This is a genomic window from Eubacterium sp. AF17-7 (genome assembly GCF_003461285.1).
Taxonomy (GTDB): Bacteria; Bacillota; Clostridia; order Lachnospirales; family Lachnospiraceae; genus Eubacterium_U; species Eubacterium_U album.
Genome location: NZ_QTWU01000002.1, coordinates 154,844 through 173,530, shown reverse-complemented (window position 1 = coordinate 173,530; position 18,687 = coordinate 154,844). Strand labels below are relative to the sequence as shown.

The 18,687-nt window shown below is 33.2% G+C and carries 15 protein-coding genes; 3 read left to right on the top strand and 12 right to left on the bottom strand.

Features of this window, described 5'->3' with window-relative positions:
* Positions 1-50: 50 nt before the first annotated feature.
* Both DWW96_RS04040 and DWW96_RS04035 read right to left on the bottom strand, forming a co-directional pair.
* Positions 51-1,457 (bottom strand): TFIIB-type zinc ribbon-containing protein, encoded by a 1,407-nt coding sequence (locus tag DWW96_RS04040; protein WP_117909270.1) that lies wholly within the window; start codon positions 1,455-1,457, stop codon positions 51-53.
* A 32-nt stretch (positions 1,458-1,489) separates the two neighbouring features.
* Complete coding sequence (locus DWW96_RS04035; RefSeq protein ID WP_117909268.1) at positions 1,490-2,671, bottom strand: SPFH domain-containing protein; 1,182 nt, start codon at positions 2,669-2,671, stop codon at positions 1,490-1,492.
* A 312-nt stretch (positions 2,672-2,983) separates the two neighbouring features.
* Between DWW96_RS04035 and DWW96_RS04030 the strand changes: the two genes are divergently transcribed.
* On the top strand, positions 2,984-3,475 hold the full coding sequence (locus DWW96_RS04030; RefSeq protein ID WP_117909266.1) for a DUF5721 family protein: 492 nt from the start codon (positions 2,984-2,986) through the stop codon (positions 3,473-3,475).
* Between the two features lie 234 nt (positions 3,476-3,709).
* Positions 3,710-5,710, top strand: coding sequence for a molecular chaperone HtpG (htpG, locus tag DWW96_RS04025; RefSeq protein ID WP_117909264.1), 2,001 nt, complete (start codon positions 3,710-3,712; stop codon positions 5,708-5,710).
* Positions 5,711-5,865: 155 nt separating this feature from the next.
* On the opposite strand, the gene DWW96_RS04020 is transcribed toward htpG, so the two are convergent.
* Positions 5,866-6,801: a tRNA-dihydrouridine synthase family protein gene (locus DWW96_RS04020; RefSeq protein WP_117909262.1), complete on the bottom strand. Its 936-nt coding sequence runs from the start codon at positions 6,799-6,801 to the stop codon at positions 5,866-5,868.
* A gap of 526 nt (positions 6,802-7,327) precedes the next feature.
* Between DWW96_RS04020 and argH the strand changes: the two genes are divergently transcribed.
* Entirely contained in the window at positions 7,328-8,701 is a 1,374-nt protein-coding gene (gene argH, locus DWW96_RS04015) for an argininosuccinate lyase (protein WP_117909260.1), read from the top strand.
* Between the two features lie 140 nt (positions 8,702-8,841).
* Here argH and DWW96_RS04010 read toward each other — a convergent pair whose 3' ends face one another.
* The 9 genes from DWW96_RS04010 to tgt all read right to left on the bottom strand — a co-directional run bounded on the left by DWW96_RS04010 (position 8,842) and on the right by tgt (position 18,686).
* On the bottom strand, positions 8,842-9,735 hold the full coding sequence (locus tag DWW96_RS04010) for a mechanosensitive ion channel domain-containing protein (RefSeq protein ID WP_117909258.1): 894 nt from the start codon (positions 9,733-9,735) through the stop codon (positions 8,842-8,844).
* Positions 9,736-9,896: 161 nt separating this feature from the next.
* The gene (locus tag DWW96_RS04005) at positions 9,897-11,060 is read right to left on the bottom strand and encodes a phosphoglycerate dehydrogenase (RefSeq protein WP_117909256.1); all 1,164 of its coding nucleotides are present in this window, start codon (positions 11,058-11,060) and stop codon (positions 9,897-9,899) included.
* A gap of 15 nt (positions 11,061-11,075) precedes the next feature.
* Positions 11,076-12,158 (bottom strand): 3-phosphoserine/phosphohydroxythreonine transaminase, encoded by a 1,083-nt coding sequence (gene serC, locus DWW96_RS04000; RefSeq protein ID WP_022087947.1) that lies wholly within the window; start codon positions 12,156-12,158, stop codon positions 11,076-11,078.
* A gap of 39 nt (positions 12,159-12,197) precedes the next feature.
* Positions 12,198-13,889 (bottom strand): biosynthetic-type acetolactate synthase large subunit, encoded by a 1,692-nt coding sequence (ilvB, locus tag DWW96_RS03995; RefSeq protein WP_117909254.1) that lies wholly within the window; start codon positions 13,887-13,889, stop codon positions 12,198-12,200.
* 17 nt (positions 13,890-13,906) lie between these two features.
* A complete protein-coding gene (gene ilvD, locus DWW96_RS03990; RefSeq protein ID WP_117909252.1) occupies positions 13,907-15,574 on the bottom strand; it encodes a dihydroxy-acid dehydratase in 1,668 nt (555 codons plus the stop codon).
* 18 nt (positions 15,575-15,592) lie between these two features.
* Positions 15,593-16,675, bottom strand: coding sequence for a 3-isopropylmalate dehydrogenase (gene leuB / locus DWW96_RS03985; RefSeq protein WP_022087950.1), 1,083 nt, complete (start codon positions 16,673-16,675; stop codon positions 15,593-15,595).
* Positions 16,676-16,812: 137 nt separating this feature from the next.
* Entirely contained in the window at positions 16,813-17,022 is a 210-nt protein-coding gene (locus DWW96_RS03980; RefSeq protein ID WP_117909250.1) for a hypothetical protein, read from the bottom strand.
* A 199-nt stretch (positions 17,023-17,221) separates the two neighbouring features.
* Positions 17,222-17,530: a preprotein translocase subunit YajC gene (gene yajC / locus DWW96_RS03975; RefSeq protein ID WP_346432181.1), complete on the bottom strand. Its 309-nt coding sequence runs from the start codon at positions 17,528-17,530 to the stop codon at positions 17,222-17,224.
* Positions 17,531-17,549: 19 nt separating this feature from the next.
* Entirely contained in the window at positions 17,550-18,686 is a 1,137-nt protein-coding gene (gene tgt / locus DWW96_RS03970; RefSeq protein ID WP_117909249.1) for a tRNA guanosine(34) transglycosylase Tgt, read from the bottom strand.
* Position 18,687: the final 1 nt, after the last annotated feature.

The following is an 18,687-nucleotide window of genomic DNA, read 5'->3' as shown; positions in this document are numbered from 1 at the left end:
TTAAAAGGCTATTAGATTTACTATTATCTAATAGCCTTTATAAGTTTCATTTATAATTTTTTTATTAACTCTTTACCCATATCGGTTATATCACCTAATACGTCTCCATAATTTGTTACGCCCTCTAAACGACTGTCATTTCTTCCTGAAATATCAGATTCCGTAAGACCTTTTTTAACTCTTGACTGTTTATTGTCCTTTTGAATCAAATTACTAATCTTATAGTTCGTTTCGGTTTCATGATTATGTCTTGCATCACTATTTCTATAACGCATAAAGTTAATAATGTAAAATGCTATACCTGCTAATAAAACAATCCAACTAAAGTCACTATCCTCTGCATTCATATTCCATAGTGCAAATATTACAAAACTAATTATTTCAACGATAAATGATACTAACAATAACCTAGAAATATCAATCGGTACACTTCCCATGGTTTCTCCGGTTCTACCGTTTACAGCTACATAATGTAACCTTTCTTTTTCATTTTTCTTTTCGAGATAACTATATAACCATACCGGCAAATATGAGGCATTCCAGTTTATACCATTATTTTCATAATTTTCTACATCCCAGCGTACGCCTCTGTTGTATTTCTTCGTTGTTGTCTTAGCTGCAATTCGTGATATATCATGAATCTGTTTTGTAGCCAGTGGTTCTATATCTTTCACGTTCATATCTCTCTTTTCAGATGTATACCCTCTTAGATAATTAGAATCAAATTTAACACAATTTTCTGTATCAAATGGCATAATTGAATTAACAATATTGTTAGTCTGTATAGACGAAGCGTTGTCTATTCGTTCTCTGCTTGCTTCAATTGTAAGTCCATTTATTGCTATATCAAATTCTCTTTCTATGTCATATCCCTGAGCATCATAATATGTAACGGAATCTTTAGAATCCTTTTTGTACTGTTTTACTTCTTTTTCAGCTTCTCCTGAAAGTTCAACATGTTCATTTGCATCAACAATCATATAAGGGAAATATACACCCATAACATTTTCTATTGAAAATTCGTTTTTAAACTGCTTATTTGCAAAAAACTTTCTTTTACCGACAAAGTTTTCTATAGATGATTTTGCCTCGTCTTTTGTTATTCTAAAAGGTAAAACAACATCCGGTACTGCTCCATTTGCCACTTTGCTGTTAACTGAAAGTGTATTACGACACCAATGACATCTTGCCTGTGTTGTTTCTCTTGTATCTATAACAACTTCTGCTCCACAACTTGAACACTTTAAGGTAACTATATCTTCACCTGCAGTAATATCCTCTGCTCCTTTGTTTACATGTTCTCCCTCTAGTTTTCCTGCATCCGTAACGATTTCTTCTGATTTTTCAGGTTCAAATTCATATCTACAATAATTACATCTTAATTTTCCTGTTTTAGGATTTTGCGATATGTCAGTTGAGCCACATTTTTCACATTTTATCTGTCCGTTTTCCGACATAAGACCCTCCATCTTTCACAAATTCATATAAATTAAAGTCCTAAAAGTTTTGCTTTTAATGCATCAAATTCTTCCTGCGAAATAATTCCTGCATCTAAAAGTTCTTTTGTTTTCTTTAATTTTTCATATGGATCTTCCTGTGCCGGCTGACCTGCATTCTGTCCCATATTCATATTCTGCTGTCCAAACTGATTATTCATCATTCCGCCAACTGCATTCATTCCCATTCCCATAAATGCCATACCGGATGCTCCACCATTTGGATTTTCACCTGCTGCCTGAAATCCTCTTGCTACAGCCTGATTCATAAATGACGCTCCTCTGTTTCCTGATAATGCGTCAGCTTTTTTCACGTCGCTAATTAACGCTTTAGTATCTTCGTCATATTCAATTGTCTGAATTGCGACCTTAACAATTTCCAATCCTCTGTCACTTTTCCACTGATATGCTTCTTCTACTACCTCAGACAATGATTTTGCAAAGCCAAGCTGGTCAGACTGAATCTTAGTTATTCTGTTACCTCGCTCCGGGTCATTTGTATATTTGGAAAATGCTGCTGAAAGACTTCCAACAACTTCATTAAATAACTGTTCTCCTGCAGGATTATCCATATCTGCAAAGTCAAATACTTCGTTATTAGGCAATAAATATGTAGCAGGCACAAAGTTCTTTACAAATAATATTGGGTCTACAATCTTCATTGTATATGTTCCTCTGGTCATTGCTCCTACCTGAGTTCCCAAATATGCATCATCCCAATATATTTCTGACTGTGTTCCAAATCTGTTATTTGGAATTTCTTTCATATTAACATAAACAGCCAACTGCTGTGCTGATGGTTCACCACCAAATTTAAATCTTTCCCAGGACTGTTTTACTACTGATTCAATTATAGAATCCCCTGCGAAAAATGACTTTGCGTTAACATCATCAGACTTAAAAAGATATTCTCCCGGCTCACATATACAAGCTGTAATTGCACCATCCTGTAATGTTATAAGTGCAGTTCCTTCAGGCACTATTACCTTTGAGCCATTAGAAATGATTCCTACTGAACCTTTTGTATTTGATCCTCTTCCTCTGTTCGTTTCTGATAGAACAGCCTTATATATAACTGCTCCTGCTCCTAAATTTGTCGGTGGTGTAAAATAATCTAACCACTGATCTGCAAATGTTCCACCTACTGCATCAATTGCTCCTTTAATAAAACCCATTTTTCTGTTCCTTTCATGTAATTATTTTGTATCTTTGTTTATCCATCTCATCCCGTTATTTAAAATATATCATTTTATTTTATATTTATATTCATTCTACAGAAAAAATAAAACCCAATACAATTATATTCTTTTATATCATTTGTAACCTTAAAAGTCAATTTTGTTACTTTACTTATTTTAATTTATTCTTTGATAATTTAAATCATTTTTCACACTAATTTTTACCACTTTTTAATTGCCTGACTTTTTCTAATTTGTTATAGTTATTATTGCAAATTATTTATTATGAATTTTTTAAGGAGACATTCCATGATAGCAATTAATGTGATTAGCAAAAATGAATTTATGAACGCAATTTTTATAAAAGATACATTTGACTACATGCTTATAAGTGAATTAGAGTTAACAACCATCAATACGTTCTCTATTGATGGCCGTGTTAACAAAGATTTTATTAAAAAAAATGAACTTGAAGAACCTGAAGACGATTTCATCTCATGGGGAAGTATCAGACATATATGTTTTGAAATTATCAAAGGGAAAAACGCTCCATTAAAATTTAAAATCACATTAAAACTTCCTAATTCTTATATTGAAAAAATGTTAACTTCTGTTGATACTAACATTGAAGCTTCGCAGGTTTTAGGAATGTACATACATATTAATTATGAAAACAACAAGTTAAATGTTATTACAGGTACCTCCTTAAGTATATTTACAATGGACAAGTCCATTGATAAATTCTGGGATAAACAAATTACTACTTTACTAAATCAGCATTTCGAACTTGAAATCGAATAAATTATAAATTCAATACAATTTTAAAACTCATAAACACATCTTCTTGCACATTTGTTAGCACTCTTTTTTATCGAGTGCTAATTTTCTCTTGACTTTTACATTTGACCTGTCTAAAATATATATCAAACGTAAAAATTATGGTGAATGCAAATACTTCGGAATTGTGAAAATTGATAAAATAAAAAGAAATAGTATTTGCAAACACTAATAGATTTATATAAAGGAGTGATATATATGGCAGCTACAACAGGTAGTTTATCTATTAACAGTGAAAATATTTTCCCAATTATAAAGAAATGGTTATACTCTGATCACGATATATTTTTCAGAGAACTTATTTCTAATGGTTGCGATGCAATTACAAAATTAAAAAAATTATCTCTTATCGGAGAATATGAATTTAAAGATGACGAAGAAAGTGAACTTAAAGTTCAGGTTATAGCCAATGCTAAAGACAAGACATTAACATTTATCGATAACGGTATCGGTATGACAGCTGAAGAAATTGATGAATATATCAATCAGATTGCTTTTTCAGGTGCCGAAGCTTTCCTTGAACAGTATAAAGACAAAACTAATGAAGATCAGATTATCGGTCATTTTGGTTTAGGTTTCTATTCTGCTTTTATGGTTGCAGATAGAGTTACTATTGAGTCTCTTTCTTATAAAGAAGGTTCTAAGGCTGTAAAATGGGAATGTGAAAATGGTCTCGAATTTTCTATGGATGACTGCGATAAAACAGACAGAGGTACAAAGATTACTTTATATTTAAATGATGATAGCTTAGAATTTGCAAATGAGTTCAAAGCACGTGAAATCATTCACAAGTACTGCTCTTTTATGCCTGTTGAAATATTCCTTTCTAACCCAAACGCTGAACCGGAATATGATACAATTCCTGAATCAGAAGTAACTGACAAAGATACAGTAATTGAAACTATTGTTGAAGAAGCTAAAACTGAAGAAAAAGAAAATGAAGATGGAACTAAAGAGGTTGTAGAGGTTTCTCCTGCTACTACTAAAGCTAAAATCCTTAAAAGACCAAAGAGCATTAGTAATCCTGTTCCACTTTGGACAAAACATCCAAATGAATGTAGTGAAGAAGAATACAGGCAGTTCTATCATGAAGTATTTATGGATTACAAGGAACCTTTATTCTGGATTCATTTGAATATGGATTATCCATTTAACTTAAAGGGTATTCTTTACTTCCCTAAGATTAATACTGAATTCGAATCTGTAGAAGGTGTTATCAAATTATATAACAATCAGGTATTTATTGCTGATAACATTAAAGAAGTTATTCCTGAATTTTTAATGGTATTAAAGGGTGTAATCGATTGTCCTGACCTTCCACTTAACGTATCAAGAAGTGCTCTTCAGAATGATGGATTCGTTAAGAAAATTTCTGATTATATTACTAAGAAGGTTGCTGATAAGCTTTCCGGAATGTGTAAAACAGATAAAGAAAATTATGAGAAATACTGGGATGACATTTCACCGTTTATTAAATATGGATGCCTTAAAGATGAAAAATTCTGCGAGAAAATGTCTGACTATGTTTTATTTAAAAATATTGACGATAAATTCCTTACATTCAAAGAATGCTTAGAGGAAAATAAAGAAGCTCATGAGAATACAATCTTCTATACAACTGACCCAGTTCAGCAAAGTCAGTACATTAATATGTACAGAAATGAGAATATAGATGTTGTTATTTTAAAGGATGCTATCGACCAACCATTTATAACACAATTAGAGCAGAAAAATGAAAATGTTAAGTTTATTCGTATTGATGCTGAATTGACAAATACTTTTAAAGAAGAAGTGAATGAAGACGAGTTAAAAGATATGACTGACAAACTAACTGAGGCATTTAAGAAAGCTTTAAACAGAGATACTCTTAATGTTAAGGTTGAAAAGATGAAAGATTCTTCTATTTCTTCCATGATTACTTTATCAGAAGAAAGCCGTCGTATGCAGGACATGATGAAGATGTATGGAATGGCAGGAATGGATCCTTCAATGTTTGGTGGTGCAGGTGAAACTCTGGTTCTTAATTCAAACAACAACCTTGTTAAATATATCATTGATAATCCTGAGGGAGAAAATACTGATTTAATTTGCAAGCAGTTATACGACCTCGCAATGATTAGTCATACACCTCTTAATCCGGAATCAATGACAGCTTTTATTGAAAGAAGCAACAAGATTCTTGAAATCATAACTAAATAATATTATTTGAGAATATGTATAATTGTTAAATAGTTTACAGTTCACTTCTTCTCTAATAAAAAATGGGCACTTATTTTGTACTGCCATCAAAAGTCAGATAAAAAATTGATGGTGTATCAATTCAAGTGTCCATTTTTATAACTATTCGATACTATCTAATTTATAATATCACAGTTAAACATTTCCTCAATAGCACTATTAAAATGTTTTAAATCATTTGATTTCTTGATTCGTTTCCAATTCTTTTCATAATTCTCAAATAGTGGTGACATATATCTCCATGCTTCTTTCATCTTAAATAAAAGATTTCTATCACCGCTCATTACTTCTTTATAATCATTATATATAATTTCATTAAATCTATACAATTTTTCTTTAGTGACTCTCTCACCACCTCGTATTTCAGAAAAAATATTTGGATTAGTAATTGCTCCACGACCAATCATTACACTATCTATGTTTGGAAATCGTTTTATAATTTTATTATAATCATCTACGCTATTTACATCACCATTGTAACAAAGTTTATTTTTGCTGTTTTCATAAGCATACTCAAAAACTTCTAAATTAGGAGTGTTATTATAAAAATCTTCTCTCACTCTTGGATGTATAATTAATTCCTTTAAATTATATTTATTATATATTTCGAGTATTTCGTAAAATTCTTCCGGCTCATACATTCCGATTCGCGTCTTTACTGATATTTCCATCCCTGACTCATTTACCATTTTATCAAGCAAAATATCTAAATCTTCAAGATTTTTCAAAAGGCCTGAGCCACGTCCTTTTGATACTACTGTTCCTGACGGACAGCCTGCATTTATATTAACCTCTGTATATCCGTAATCTTTTAATTTACTCATTGCACTAAGTGCCTGATCAGTCTGTTTTGTCATAAGCTGAGGAATCAAAACATTTATTTTATTATTTTGCGGATTTATATCTCTTACTTCTTTATTAGAAAATTTTTTATTCTGACTTGTACCTATAAACGGTGCAAAAAATTTATCCGGTTGTTCAAATACTGCCGCTAAGGCATTTCTATATATGTATCCTGTTATTCCTTCTAATGGTGCTAAATATAATTTCATTTTTCTTCCTTTTATCTCAATGCCAGGACTTTATATGCATAATACACGAAGCTGCTTTAATCCTAACATTAATTTAATTTTTTAATCCACGAACCATTATATTATATTGCAGAATATTTTCAAATAATAATTTCTATATGATTATGTAAATATGTGCACATAAAAAAATCCTTATTATATTGTATCGATTTTGTTTTATTTGTTGTTATATTTTACTTTTATATGTTGTTATATGTTGTTATATTTTTGCTTTATTAAATTTAATCCATTTATAAAATTATGTAATTACTTTCAAAATATAAATTTTAATTAAAATACATTATTATATGCATAGCTTCAAAACATCTACTCTACAAATATATATTTGAAAAACTACTGTTATAATGCTATAATTTTAAAGATGTCTTAGCGCAATATATAACAAAAACGATTCAGAAATTTGTTTATACCAAAAAGATTTTCATCAATTTGTTTATTGTAATATATTTGTAAGATATAAATACAAAAAAGAAATGAGGAATTACATATGAAATTATGGGGAGGCCGTTTCACAAAAGAAACAAATAAATTAGTACATAATTTTAATGCGTCATTATCATTTGACCAGAAATTTTATAAACAGGATATTCAGGGAAGTATTGCTCATGTGACCATGCTTGCAAAACAGGGAATTATTGAAGAATCAGATAAAGTTGCAATTATTAACGGATTAAATAGCATTTTAACTGATATCGAAAACGGACATTTAGAGTTTACTCCTGAACATGAAGATATTCATAGTTTTGTTGAAGCTCATCTTATTGAAAGAATTGGCGAGCCTGGTAAGAAATTACACACAGGAAGAAGCCGTAACGACCAGGTTGCATTAGACATGAAATTATATGTTCGTGACGAAGTTGTTGAGCTTGACTCATTATTAAAAACTCTGCTTCAGTCCATAATGAAAGTTATGGAAGAAAACACTGAAACTTTTATGCCTGGATTTACTCATTTACAGAAAGCTCAGCCTGTAACATTAGCTCATCACTTTGGAGCATATTTTGAAATGTTTAAAAGAGATCGTAGCAGATTAACAGATATTTATGACCGTATGAATTATTGTCCTTTAGGTGCAGGTGCATTAGCTGGAACAACATATCCTCTTGATCGTGAATACACTGCTTCTTTGCTTAATTTTGATGGTCCGACATTAAATAGTATGGATTCCGTTTCTGACAGAGATTATGTAATTGAATTAATGTCTGCTTTATCTACAATCATGATGCATTTAAGCAGATTCTGTGAAGAAATTATTATATGGAATTCTAACGAATATAGATTTGTAAATATTGATGATTCTTATAGTACAGGCTCAAGTATTATGCCTCAGAAGAAGAATCCTGATATTGCCGAATTAATCAGAGGAAAGACAGGACGTGTTTATGGTGCTCTTACTTCTATTCTTACTACAATGAAAGGAATTCCTCTTGCTTACAATAAAGATATGCAGGAAGATAAGGAATTTGCATTTGACGCAATCGACACTACAAAGGGTTGTATTGCATTATTTACAGGAATGATTGATACTATGACATTCAATAAGGATGTTATGGAAAGCAGCGCTAAAAACGGATTTACTAACGCTACAGACGCTGCTGATTATTTAGTAAATCACGGAGTTCCATTTAGAGATGCTCACGGCATTGTTGGACAGCTTGTTTTATTCTGTGAAGGTAAAGGTATTTCTCTTGACGATATGACATTAGATGAATTTAAGGCTATCAGTCCAGTATTTGAAGAAGATATATATGATGCAATCAGTCTTAAGACATGTGTTGATAAGCGTTTAACAATTGGTGCTCCAGGTAAAGAAGCTATGGATAAAGTAATCGCTATTAACAAAGAATATTTAAGCAAATAAAAGAATTTATTTTAATAAAAAACTGAGGTTTAAATCCATCCCATTGGATTAACCTCAGTTTTTTTAGCAAATATATGATACCTAAGTTTGTAACTAAGTTTTTTCATAAAAATATAGGCTCTACTATTTATCAAAATAGCTTAATCTACATTGTGCACATTTACATCAAGCTGATTAAATGGAATTGAAATTCCTGCTTTATCAAAAGAAACACGTATATTTTCGTTTAAATAAAATTTGCAATCCCAATAATATTCAGTAGGCACCCACACTCTAACTTCCATTATAATTGCGCTATCTGCTAAATTTTTGACAACTACTGCGTTTGCCTCATCGCGCATTATATTAGAATAACTGTTCATCACTCTTTCGAGTTCTTTACGTGCAAGCTCTATATTATCATCGTATCCTATACCAACCTCAACATCCACTCTTCTTTTTTCATTCATTGAATAATTGGTCAAAATACTATTTGACAACGTTCCATTCGGTAATTTTACAGATTTGTTATCTACTGTTTTTAAAGAAGTATAGAAAATATCAATTTTATAAACTGTTCCTTCAACTCCATTTGATTCTATATAATCTCCTACAGTAAACGGCTTCATAATTAAAATCATAACGCCACCTGCAAAATTTGATAAACTTCCTTCAAATGCAAGACCTATTGCTAAACCTCCGGAAGCAACAATTGCTGCAAATGATGTTGTTTCTATACCAATCTGTCCACAAATTGTAATTGCAAGTATGATGTATAGAGCAACCTTTAATACGGAATGAATAAATTTCGCTACACCTTCATCTGCTGATGATTTGGCAAATATTCTATCTACAAACTTAAGAATAAATTTAATTATAAATTTCCCAATTACAAATATAATTACTGCAATAATTATATCTATACCAAAGGCTACTGCTTTATCTATTAAATCACTGCCAATCTGTGATAATTTGCTCACGTCCTTTGATAATTGTTCAATATTGTCTGATACACTTTCTACTTCTTTTTGAGTAGCACTAGCTAACATTAACATATGTTTCCTCCTTCCAATTAATTATAACTATAAACAATAAAAAGTCTTAGACTGTTTATTATCCAAGACTTTTTATAATGTAATGTGATATGCCTTATGGATTGCATACATTAAATGGCATACTCAATCCTTTAATCACATGTGTATTTGCTAAAAATTGATTATTTTACGATACGTACTTTAATTACGCCTTCAATTTTTTCAATTTTTCCAACTAAATTATCAGTAGCTTTGCTATCTAAATCCATAATTGTATAAGCATAATCTCCTCTTGATTTATCAACCATATCTGAAATATTCATACCTTCAGCAGCAACTGCAGATGAAAGCTGACCAATCATGTTTGGAATATTTTTATGACAAATTGTAATTCTTGCAACCTTGTCACATACACCTAAATCACATTTTGGATAATTTACAGAATTAATAATATTTCCGTTTTCAATGAAATCTTTTAATTCTTTAACTGCCATTACAGCACAATTATCTTCTGACTCTTCAGTTGAAGCGCCAAGATGTGGTGTAGCAATAACATTCTTTGCCTTAGCTATCTTAGCATTAGGGAAGTCTGTTACATATCTCTTTACTTTACCTGATTCTAATGCTGCAATCATGTCATCATCACATACAAGTAAATCTCTTGCAAAATTAAGAATTACAACTCCGTCTTTCATCATTGCGATTGTATCTTTATTGATCATTTCTCTTGTATCATCTAATAACGGTGTATGAACAGTGATGAAATCACATTCTTTGTAAATCTCTTCTCTTGTCTTTACATGCTTAACTTCACTTGATAGTCTCCAAGCTCCGTCAACTGAGATAAATGGATCATAACCATATACTTCCATTCCAAGTTCAGTAGCTGCATTTGCAATTAAACTTCCAATTGCACCAAGTCCGATAACTCCAAGCTTTTTGCCCATAATTTCATTGCCGGCAAAATTCTTTTTAGCTTTTTCCATTGTCTTGTTGATGTTTTCGTCTTCCTTATTGTCTTCAACCCATTTGTTTCCGCCAATAATATCTCTTGATGCAAGAAGCATTCCGCATAATACTAATTCCTTAACACCATTTGCATTAGCACCCGGAGTATTAAATACAACAACACCCTTTTCTGCACACTTGTCTAAAGGAATATTGTTAACCCCTGCACCTGCTCTTGCAACTGCTAAAAGATTATCAGATAATTCCATATCATGCATTGCTGCACTTCTTACTAATACTGCATTTGCTTCTTCAAAATTATCTGTAAATTCGTAATTATCTGTAAATTTGCTTGTTCCTACTTTTGAAATAGGATTTAAACAATTAACCTTAACCATTTTTTCTTCTCCTTATTATGCGTTTTCTTTTTCAAATTTTTCCATAAATTCAACTAATGCCTTAACACCTTCAATTGGCATAGCATTGTAAATACTTGCTCTCATACCACCAACTGTTCTATGTCCTTTAAGATTTTCAAGTCCGGCAGCTTTAGCTTCTGCTACAAATTTAGCATCTAAATCAGCATCACCTGTTACAAAAGGTACATTCATAAGTGAACGGTCTTTTGGAACAACTGTACCCTTAAATAATTTGCTATTATCAAGGAAATCATAAAGAATCTTAGCCTTTTCTTCGTTACGTTTCTTCATTGCATCAAGGCCACCCATCTTCTTAATCCATTTAAATACTTTTCCACAAATATAAATTCCATAGCATGGAGGTGTATTGTAAAGTGATCCTGCATCTGCCTGTGTTTTCCACTGAAGCATTGTTGGAACTGTGCTATCAACTTCCTCAGGAATTAAATCTTCTCTAATAATCGCAATAACAACACCTGCTGGTCCAACGTTCTTCTGAACACCACCATAAATTACACCATACTTTGATACATCAACAGGTTCTGATAAGAAACATGAAGATACATCAGCTACTAATGTATGTCCTTTTGTATTTGGTAATTCATGATACTTTGTACCATAAATAGTATTGTTTTCACAAATGTATACGTAATCAACATCATCATCAATATCTAAATCGCTACAATCAGGAATATATGAGAATGTCTTATCTGCTGATGAAGCAACTCTTTGTACTTCAAGATACTTTTCTGCTTCTGCAGCAGCCTTCTTAGCCCACTGTCCTGTTACAATGTAAGCAGCCTTGCCATTCTTCTTTAAGTTCATTGGTACTGCAGCGAACTGCTGTGATGCACCACCCTGAAGGAATAATACTTTATAATTATCAGGAATACCCATTAAATCTCTAATGTCCTGTTCTGCTTCATCAATAATCTGCTGGAACATTTTTGAACGATGGCTCATTTCCATTACGCTCATTCCACATCCCTTATAATCTAACATTTCATCTGCTGCTTCTTTTAATACTTCTTCTGGTAATACAGCAGGTCCTGCTGAAAAATTGTATACTCTTGCCATTTCTTTCTATTTCCTCCTAATTTTTATATATACTGTCTCTTAGCAGTCATATCCCTTTGCAGCTAAATCTTCTTCAGAAAAAGCTTCGCTAATTGGTGTATTAGCCGGTACCATTGGGAATACCTTATCATCGCTGTCAATCTGACAATCTATTACACAAGGAATATTTAATTCAATTGATTCTTTTAATGCATCTTTGAATTCATCAATTGTTGTACATTTGTATGCTTTTGCACCCATTCCTTCTGAAATCTTAACAAAATCAACCTGGTCATCTAATACAGTATTTGAATAACGTTTACCGTAGAATAATGTCTGCCACTGTCTAACCATACCTAATACGTGGTTATTAATTACAATCTGAATGATTGGAATATTATAACGTGTTGCTGTAGCAATTTCATTCATATTCATTCTGAAACATCCATCACCTGCAATGTTAACACAAATTCTGTCTTTATTTGCCATCTTAGCACCTATACATGCACCAACACCATATCCCATTGTTCCAAGACCACCTGATGTGAGTAACTGTCTTGTTTCTTTATATTTATAGAACTGTGCAGCCCACATCTGATGCTGTCCTACGTCAGTTGTTACAATTGCATCACCATTTGTAATATCATATAACGCATCAATAATTGATGGACCGTTTAATGTTGTTTTATCTAATGCTAATGGATATTTGTTCTTTAATTCAACAACTTCATCCATCCATTCCTTATGATTCTGCTTATCTAACTTAGCATTTAATCTCTTAAGGATTTCATTTGCATCACCGATAATGCTTGCATCCGCCTTAACATTTTTATTAATTTCAGTTGGATCAATGTCAATATGTATAATTTTTGCATCCGGTGCAAAGTTACTTGAATTACCAACAACTCTGTCACTAAATCTTGCACCAATAACAATTAATAAATCGCATCGTGTTACACCAAAGTTAGATGCCTTTGTTCCATGCATACCAATCATACCTGTATAACGTGCATTTGTTCCTTCAATTGCACCTTTACCCATTAATGTATCACAAACAGGTGTATCGATTAAATCTGCAAATTTTCTAAATTCATCCTGTGCTCCTGAAGCTACTAATCCGCCTCCGGCAATGATAAATGGCTTATTTGATTCTTTGATTAATTCTACAACCTGATCAACATCTTCTTCTTTGATTGTATCTGTATATGGTTCAATTGCCTTAGGTGTCTGTTTTGTATATTCAGTTTTATTAGCTGTTACATCCTTTGTAATATCAACCAATACCGGACCCGGTCTTCCTGATTTAGCAATTGTAAATGCTCTTCTAATTGTATCTGCTAAATCTTCAATTTCCTTTACTATAAAATTATGCTTTGTAAATGGCATTGTTGCACCTACAATATCAATTTCCTGGAAAGAATCTTTTCCAAGTCCTGATTTAGCAACATTTGCTGTTATTGCAACAATCGGAATTGAATCCATATATGCTGTAGCAATCCCTGTAACAAGGTTTGTTGCTCCAGGGCCTGATGTTGCCATACAAACACCAACCTTACCTGTTGATCTTGCATAACCGTCTGCCGCATGTGCAGCTCCCTGTTCATGGGATGTTAATATATGTGTAATTTCATCTGAATGTTTATAAAGAGCATCATAAATATTAAGAATTGTTCCACCAGGATAACCAAAAACTGTATCAACACCCTGTTCTTTCAAACATTCAACAACTATTTCTGAACCTGTTAATTGCATATTTTTACCCTCTCTTTTTATTTCTTTATTTCTAAAATTGCGCCTCTGTTTCCTGAAGTTACCATAGATGCATATCTAGCAAGATATCCTGTTGTAACCTTAGGTTCTCTTGGCTGCCATTTTGCTTTTCTTGCTGCCATTTCTTCATCAGAAACGTCAATGTTTAATGTCATTTCAGGAATATTAATCTTTATAATATCTCCTTCTTCAACTAATGCTATAGGACCACCTACGGCTGCTTCCGGTGAAACGTGTCCGATAGATGCACCTCTTGAAGCACCTGAGAAACGTCCGTCTGTAATCAATGCAACAGATGAACCTAATCCCATACCTGCAATAGCAGATGTTGGATTTAACATTTCTCTCATACCAGGACCACCCTTTGGTCCTTCATATCTGATAACAACAACATCACCAGGAACAATCTTTCCACCTTTAATAGCTGCAATTGCATCTTCTTCACAGTCAAAAACTCTTGCCGGACCTTCATGAACCATCATTTCATCAACAACTGCTGAACGCTTTACAACACCACCATCCGGTGCAAGATTTCCTTTTAATACAGCAAGACCACCTGTCTTACTATATGGATTATCTAATGGTCTGATAACTTCAGGGTTCTTGTTAACAGCTCCCTTAATATTTTCTCCAACTGTCTTTCCTGTAACTGTCATGCAATCTAAGTTAAGAAGTCCTGCTTCTGCTAACTCATTCATAACTGCATATACACCACCGGCTTCATTCAAATCTTCCATATATGTAGGACCTGCAGGTGCTAAATGACATAAGTTAGGTGTTCTTTCACTTATTGGATTAGCAAATGAAATATCAAAATCAAATCCAATTTCATGAGCGATTGCAGGCAAATGAAGCATACTGTTTGTTGAGCATCCAAGTGCCATATCTACTGTTAATGCGTTTAAGATTGCATCCTTTGTCATAATATCTCTTGGTTTAATATCTTTTTCAAGCAATTCCATAACCTTCATACCGGCATGTTTTGCAAGTTTAATTCTTTCTGAATATACAGCCGGGATTGTTCCGTTTCCTTTAAGTCCCATACCTAATGCTTCAGTTAAACAGTTCATTGAATTTGCTGTATACATACCAGAACATGAACCACATGTAGGACATACATTCTGTTCAAATTCCTTTAATTCATCTAATGTAATATTTCCTGCTGCCTGAGCACCTACTGCCTCAAACATAGATGATAAGCTTCTCTTCTGTCCCTTAACATGACCTGCAAGCATTGGTCCACCTGATACAAATACTGTTGGAACATTAATTCTTGCTGCAGCCATTAATAATCCGGGAACATTCTTATCACAGTTAGGAATCATAACTAATGCATCAAACTGATGAGCTAATGCCATCGCTTCTGTTGAATCAGCAATCAAATCTCTTGTTACAAGAGAATATTTCATTCCTATATGTCCCATTGCAATACCATCACATACTGCGATAGCCGGGAACATAATAGGTGTACCACCCGCCATAGCGACACCCATTTTAACTGCATTTGCTATTTTATCCAGATTCATATGACCTGGTACAATTTCATTGTATGAACATACGATACCAACTAATGGTCTGTTCATTTCTTCTTCAGTAAGCCCCAGAGCATTGAATAATGATCTGTGTGGAGCCTGCTGTAATCCTTTTGTTACTGCATCACTCTTCATAACTGCCTCCTATATATTCTATATTCTTTCACAGATGCAATCGCCCATTTCTTTACATCCAACCATCTGCATCCCATCAGACATAATATCAATTGTACGAATTCCATCTTCTAATACTTTCTGTACTGCATCTTCAACTGCCTTAGCTTCTTCATCTAAATCAAATGAATATCTAAGCATCATAGCAGCTGAAAGAATTGTTGCAATTGGGTTAGCCTTGTTCTGTCCTGCAATATCAGGTGCAGCTCCATGACTTGGTTCATATAATCCAAATTTGCCTTCTGCAAGACTTGCTGATGAAAGCATTCCAATTGAACCTGTTACCATACTTGCCTCATCTGATAAAATATCACCAAACATATTCTCAGTAACAACTACATCAAACTGTGCAGGATCTTTAACTAACTGCATTGCACAGTTATCAACAAGCATATGTGTTAATGTTACTTCCGGATAATCTTTTGCTACTTCTGTAACTACCTTATCCCAAAGTCTTGATGAATCTAAAACATTTGACTTATCAACGCTAATAACGCTCTTGCGTCTCTTCATTGCAATTTCAAATGCTTTAATAGCGATTCTTCTAATTTCGTTTTCGTCATATTTTAAAGTATCAATGGCTGTCATTACACCATTAACTTCTTCTGTCTTTCTTTCACCAAAATAAAGACCACCTGTTAATTCTCTAACAATTATCATGTCAAATCCGGCATCTGCTACAGATTCTTTTAATGGGCATGCACCCTTTAATTCTTTATATAAATAAGCAGGTCTTAAATTTGCAAATAGACCTAAGCCTTTTCTAATTGCAAGCAACCCTGCCTCTGGTCTAAGATGTGGTGGTAAATCATACCAACTATCCTTTCCCACGACACCTCCGACAGCCCCAAGAAGTACTGCATCACTAGCTTTCGCTGTTGCCAATGCTTCATCTGTAAGTGGCACTCCGTGTTTGTCGATTGAAACTCCACCCATATCAACTTCAGTATAACTGAAAGAATGACCAAATTTCTTACCGACAGTGTCGAGAACCTTCTGTGCTTCTGCTACAATTTCGGGTCCAATTCCATCACCTGGAATAACTGCAATATTAAAATCCATTGCTCTGTCCTCTCTTTTTCTTAGTATCTTGTAACGTTTTTAATATGTATAAATATCCACGTTAACTTTTACATTTTATCGCAAATACGACATTTTTTCAACCATACATATATATCTATTTTCTTGATGTATATTAATTATATTATTTTATTCTCTTCTTCAACTTTTGTTATACTTATGGCTTCTCCATATATAATCATCTCAAATCCGCTTTGCTTCTTTTCGGTGATTATACATTCGCCAAACACTTTCTGATGCTTGAGTTTTGTTATACACATGGCTCCGCCATGTATAACCACCTCAAATCCGCTTTGCTTCTTTTCGGTGATTATACATTCGCCAAACACTTTCTTTTTACGTTTTTGTTATACACATGGCTTCGCCATTTATAACCACCTCAAATCCGCTTTGCTTCTTTTCGGTGATTATACATTCGCCAAACACTTTCTGCTTTTTTTGCAAGCAAAAAGCAGAAAGTGCTTGGCTCATTGTGTATAACAAAAGAGAGAAATTCTTTTCGAACTTCTCTCTAAATCTTAATCTTAATTATTCTGCGTCTGCTTTTTCAACATCAACAATTGCAGTTTTCTGCATTGGGATTCTGCAGTTTTTGTTATTACCAAATTCTACGATAACCATATCGTCCTGAACATCAATAACCATTCCGTAAAATCCACTTGTTGTAAGAATACTGTCTCCAACAGCTACACTTTCTCTAATTTCATCCTGTCTCTTTTCCTGTTTTTTCTGTGGACGAATCATTGCAAAATACATAAATCCAAAGATTACCACACACCAAACAATCATCATAACTGTTCCCATTGCACCACCTGTTGATGATGAAGCTAATAACATATCTGTCATTTTAATCCTCCTAACGCTTGTCGTTTTCTTTAAAGCCTTCTAATTTCTTTGCTTTATATTCACTATAATTTCCTGCTTCTATGGCAGCTCGAATTTCTTCCATCATTGTATTATAAAAATACAAATTATGCAACACACATAATCTCATTCCTAGCATTTCTTTTGCTTTGAGCAAATGTCTGATGTATGCACGGCTATGATGTTTACATGCAGGACACTGACATCCTTCTTCAATTGGTCTGTCATCTGTCTCATATTTTGCATTAAATAAGTTAATCTTGCCCTTATTAGTATACAAATGTCCATGGCGTCCATTTCTTGTAGGATATACACAGTCGAAGAAATCAACACCTCTATCAACTGCTTCTAAAATATTAGCAGGTGTTCCAACTCCCATAAGATAAGTTGGTTTATTCTGTGGTAAATAAGGTACCACTGATTCAAGGATTCTATACATTTCTTCATGACTTTCACCTACTGCAAGTCCACCTACTGCATATCCGTCTAAATCCATTTCAGTTATCGCTTTTGCATGTTCAATACGAATATCATCATATATTCCACCCTGATTAATACCAAACAGCATCTGATTTTTATTAATTGTATCTTCAAGACTATTTAATCTGTTCATTTCATTCTTACATCTCTCAAGCCATCTTGTTGTTCTATTTACAGATGCCTGAATATATTCTCTTGATGCAACACTTGAAGGACATTCATCAAACGCCATAGCAATTGTTGAAGCTAAATTTGACTGAATCTGCATACTTTCTTCAGGTCCCATAAAAATCTTTCTTCCATCTACATGAGACTGAAAATATACGCCCTCTTCTTTTATCTTTCTAAGTCCTGCAAGCGAAAATACCTGAAATCCGCCTGAATCCGTAAGAATAGGCTTATCCCAATTCATAAACTTATGAAGACCTCCAAGTTGTTTTACAATGTGGTCTCCCGGTCGTACATGCAAATGATATGTATTTGACAATTCGACCTGAGTCTTTATATGTTGTAAATCTTCTGTTCCTACTGCTCCCTTAATTGCTGCAGCAGTTCCTACATTCATAAATACCGGTGTCTGGATTGTACCGTGAACTGTTTCGAATTCTCCACGCTTAGCCAAACCATCAGTTTTCAATATTTTATACATA

What these genes read in the sequence shown, in the direction of transcription:
- DWW96_RS04005 (WP_117909256.1), bottom strand. Translation starts at nt 11,060, where the DNA reads ATGGTTAAGGTTAATTGTTTAAATCCTATTTCAAAAGTAGGAACAAGC.
- serC (WP_022087947.1), bottom strand. Translation starts at nt 12,158, where the DNA reads ATGGCAAGAGTATACAATTTTTCAGCAGGACCTGCTGTATTACCAGAA.
- htpG (WP_117909264.1), top strand. Translation starts at nt 3,710, where the DNA reads ATGGCAGCTACAACAGGTAGTTTATCTATTAACAGTGAAAATATTTTC.
- yajC (WP_346432181.1), bottom strand. Translation starts at nt 17,530, where the DNA reads ATGTTATTAGCTTCATCATCAACAGGTGGTGCAATGGGAACAGTTATG.
- leuB (WP_022087950.1), bottom strand. Translation starts at nt 16,675, where the DNA reads ATGGATTTTAATATTGCAGTTATTCCAGGTGATGGAATTGGACCCGAA.
- tgt (WP_117909249.1), bottom strand. Translation starts at nt 18,686, where the DNA reads ATGTATAAAATATTGAAAACTGATGGTTTGGCTAAGCGTGGAGAATTC.
- DWW96_RS04040 (WP_117909270.1), bottom strand. Translation starts at nt 1,457, where the DNA reads ATGTCGGAAAACGGACAGATAAAATGTGAAAAATGTGGCTCAACTGAC.
- ilvB (WP_117909254.1), bottom strand. Translation starts at nt 13,889, where the DNA reads ATGCAATTAACAGGTTCAGAAATAGTTGTTGAATGTTTGAAAGAACAG.
- DWW96_RS04010 (WP_117909258.1), bottom strand. Translation starts at nt 9,735, where the DNA reads ATGTTAATGTTAGCTAGTGCTACTCAAAAAGAAGTAGAAAGTGTATCA.
- DWW96_RS04030 (WP_117909266.1), top strand. Translation starts at nt 2,984, where the DNA reads ATGATAGCAATTAATGTGATTAGCAAAAATGAATTTATGAACGCAATT.
- ilvD (WP_117909252.1), bottom strand. Translation starts at nt 15,574, where the DNA reads ATGAAGAGTGATGCAGTAACAAAAGGATTACAGCAGGCTCCACACAGA.
- DWW96_RS04020 (WP_117909262.1), bottom strand. Translation starts at nt 6,801, where the DNA reads ATGAAATTATATTTAGCACCATTAGAAGGAATAACAGGATACATATAT.
- DWW96_RS04035 (WP_117909268.1), bottom strand. Translation starts at nt 2,671, where the DNA reads ATGGGTTTTATTAAAGGAGCAATTGATGCAGTAGGTGGAACATTTGCA.
- argH (WP_117909260.1), top strand. Translation starts at nt 7,328, where the DNA reads ATGAAATTATGGGGAGGCCGTTTCACAAAAGAAACAAATAAATTAGTA.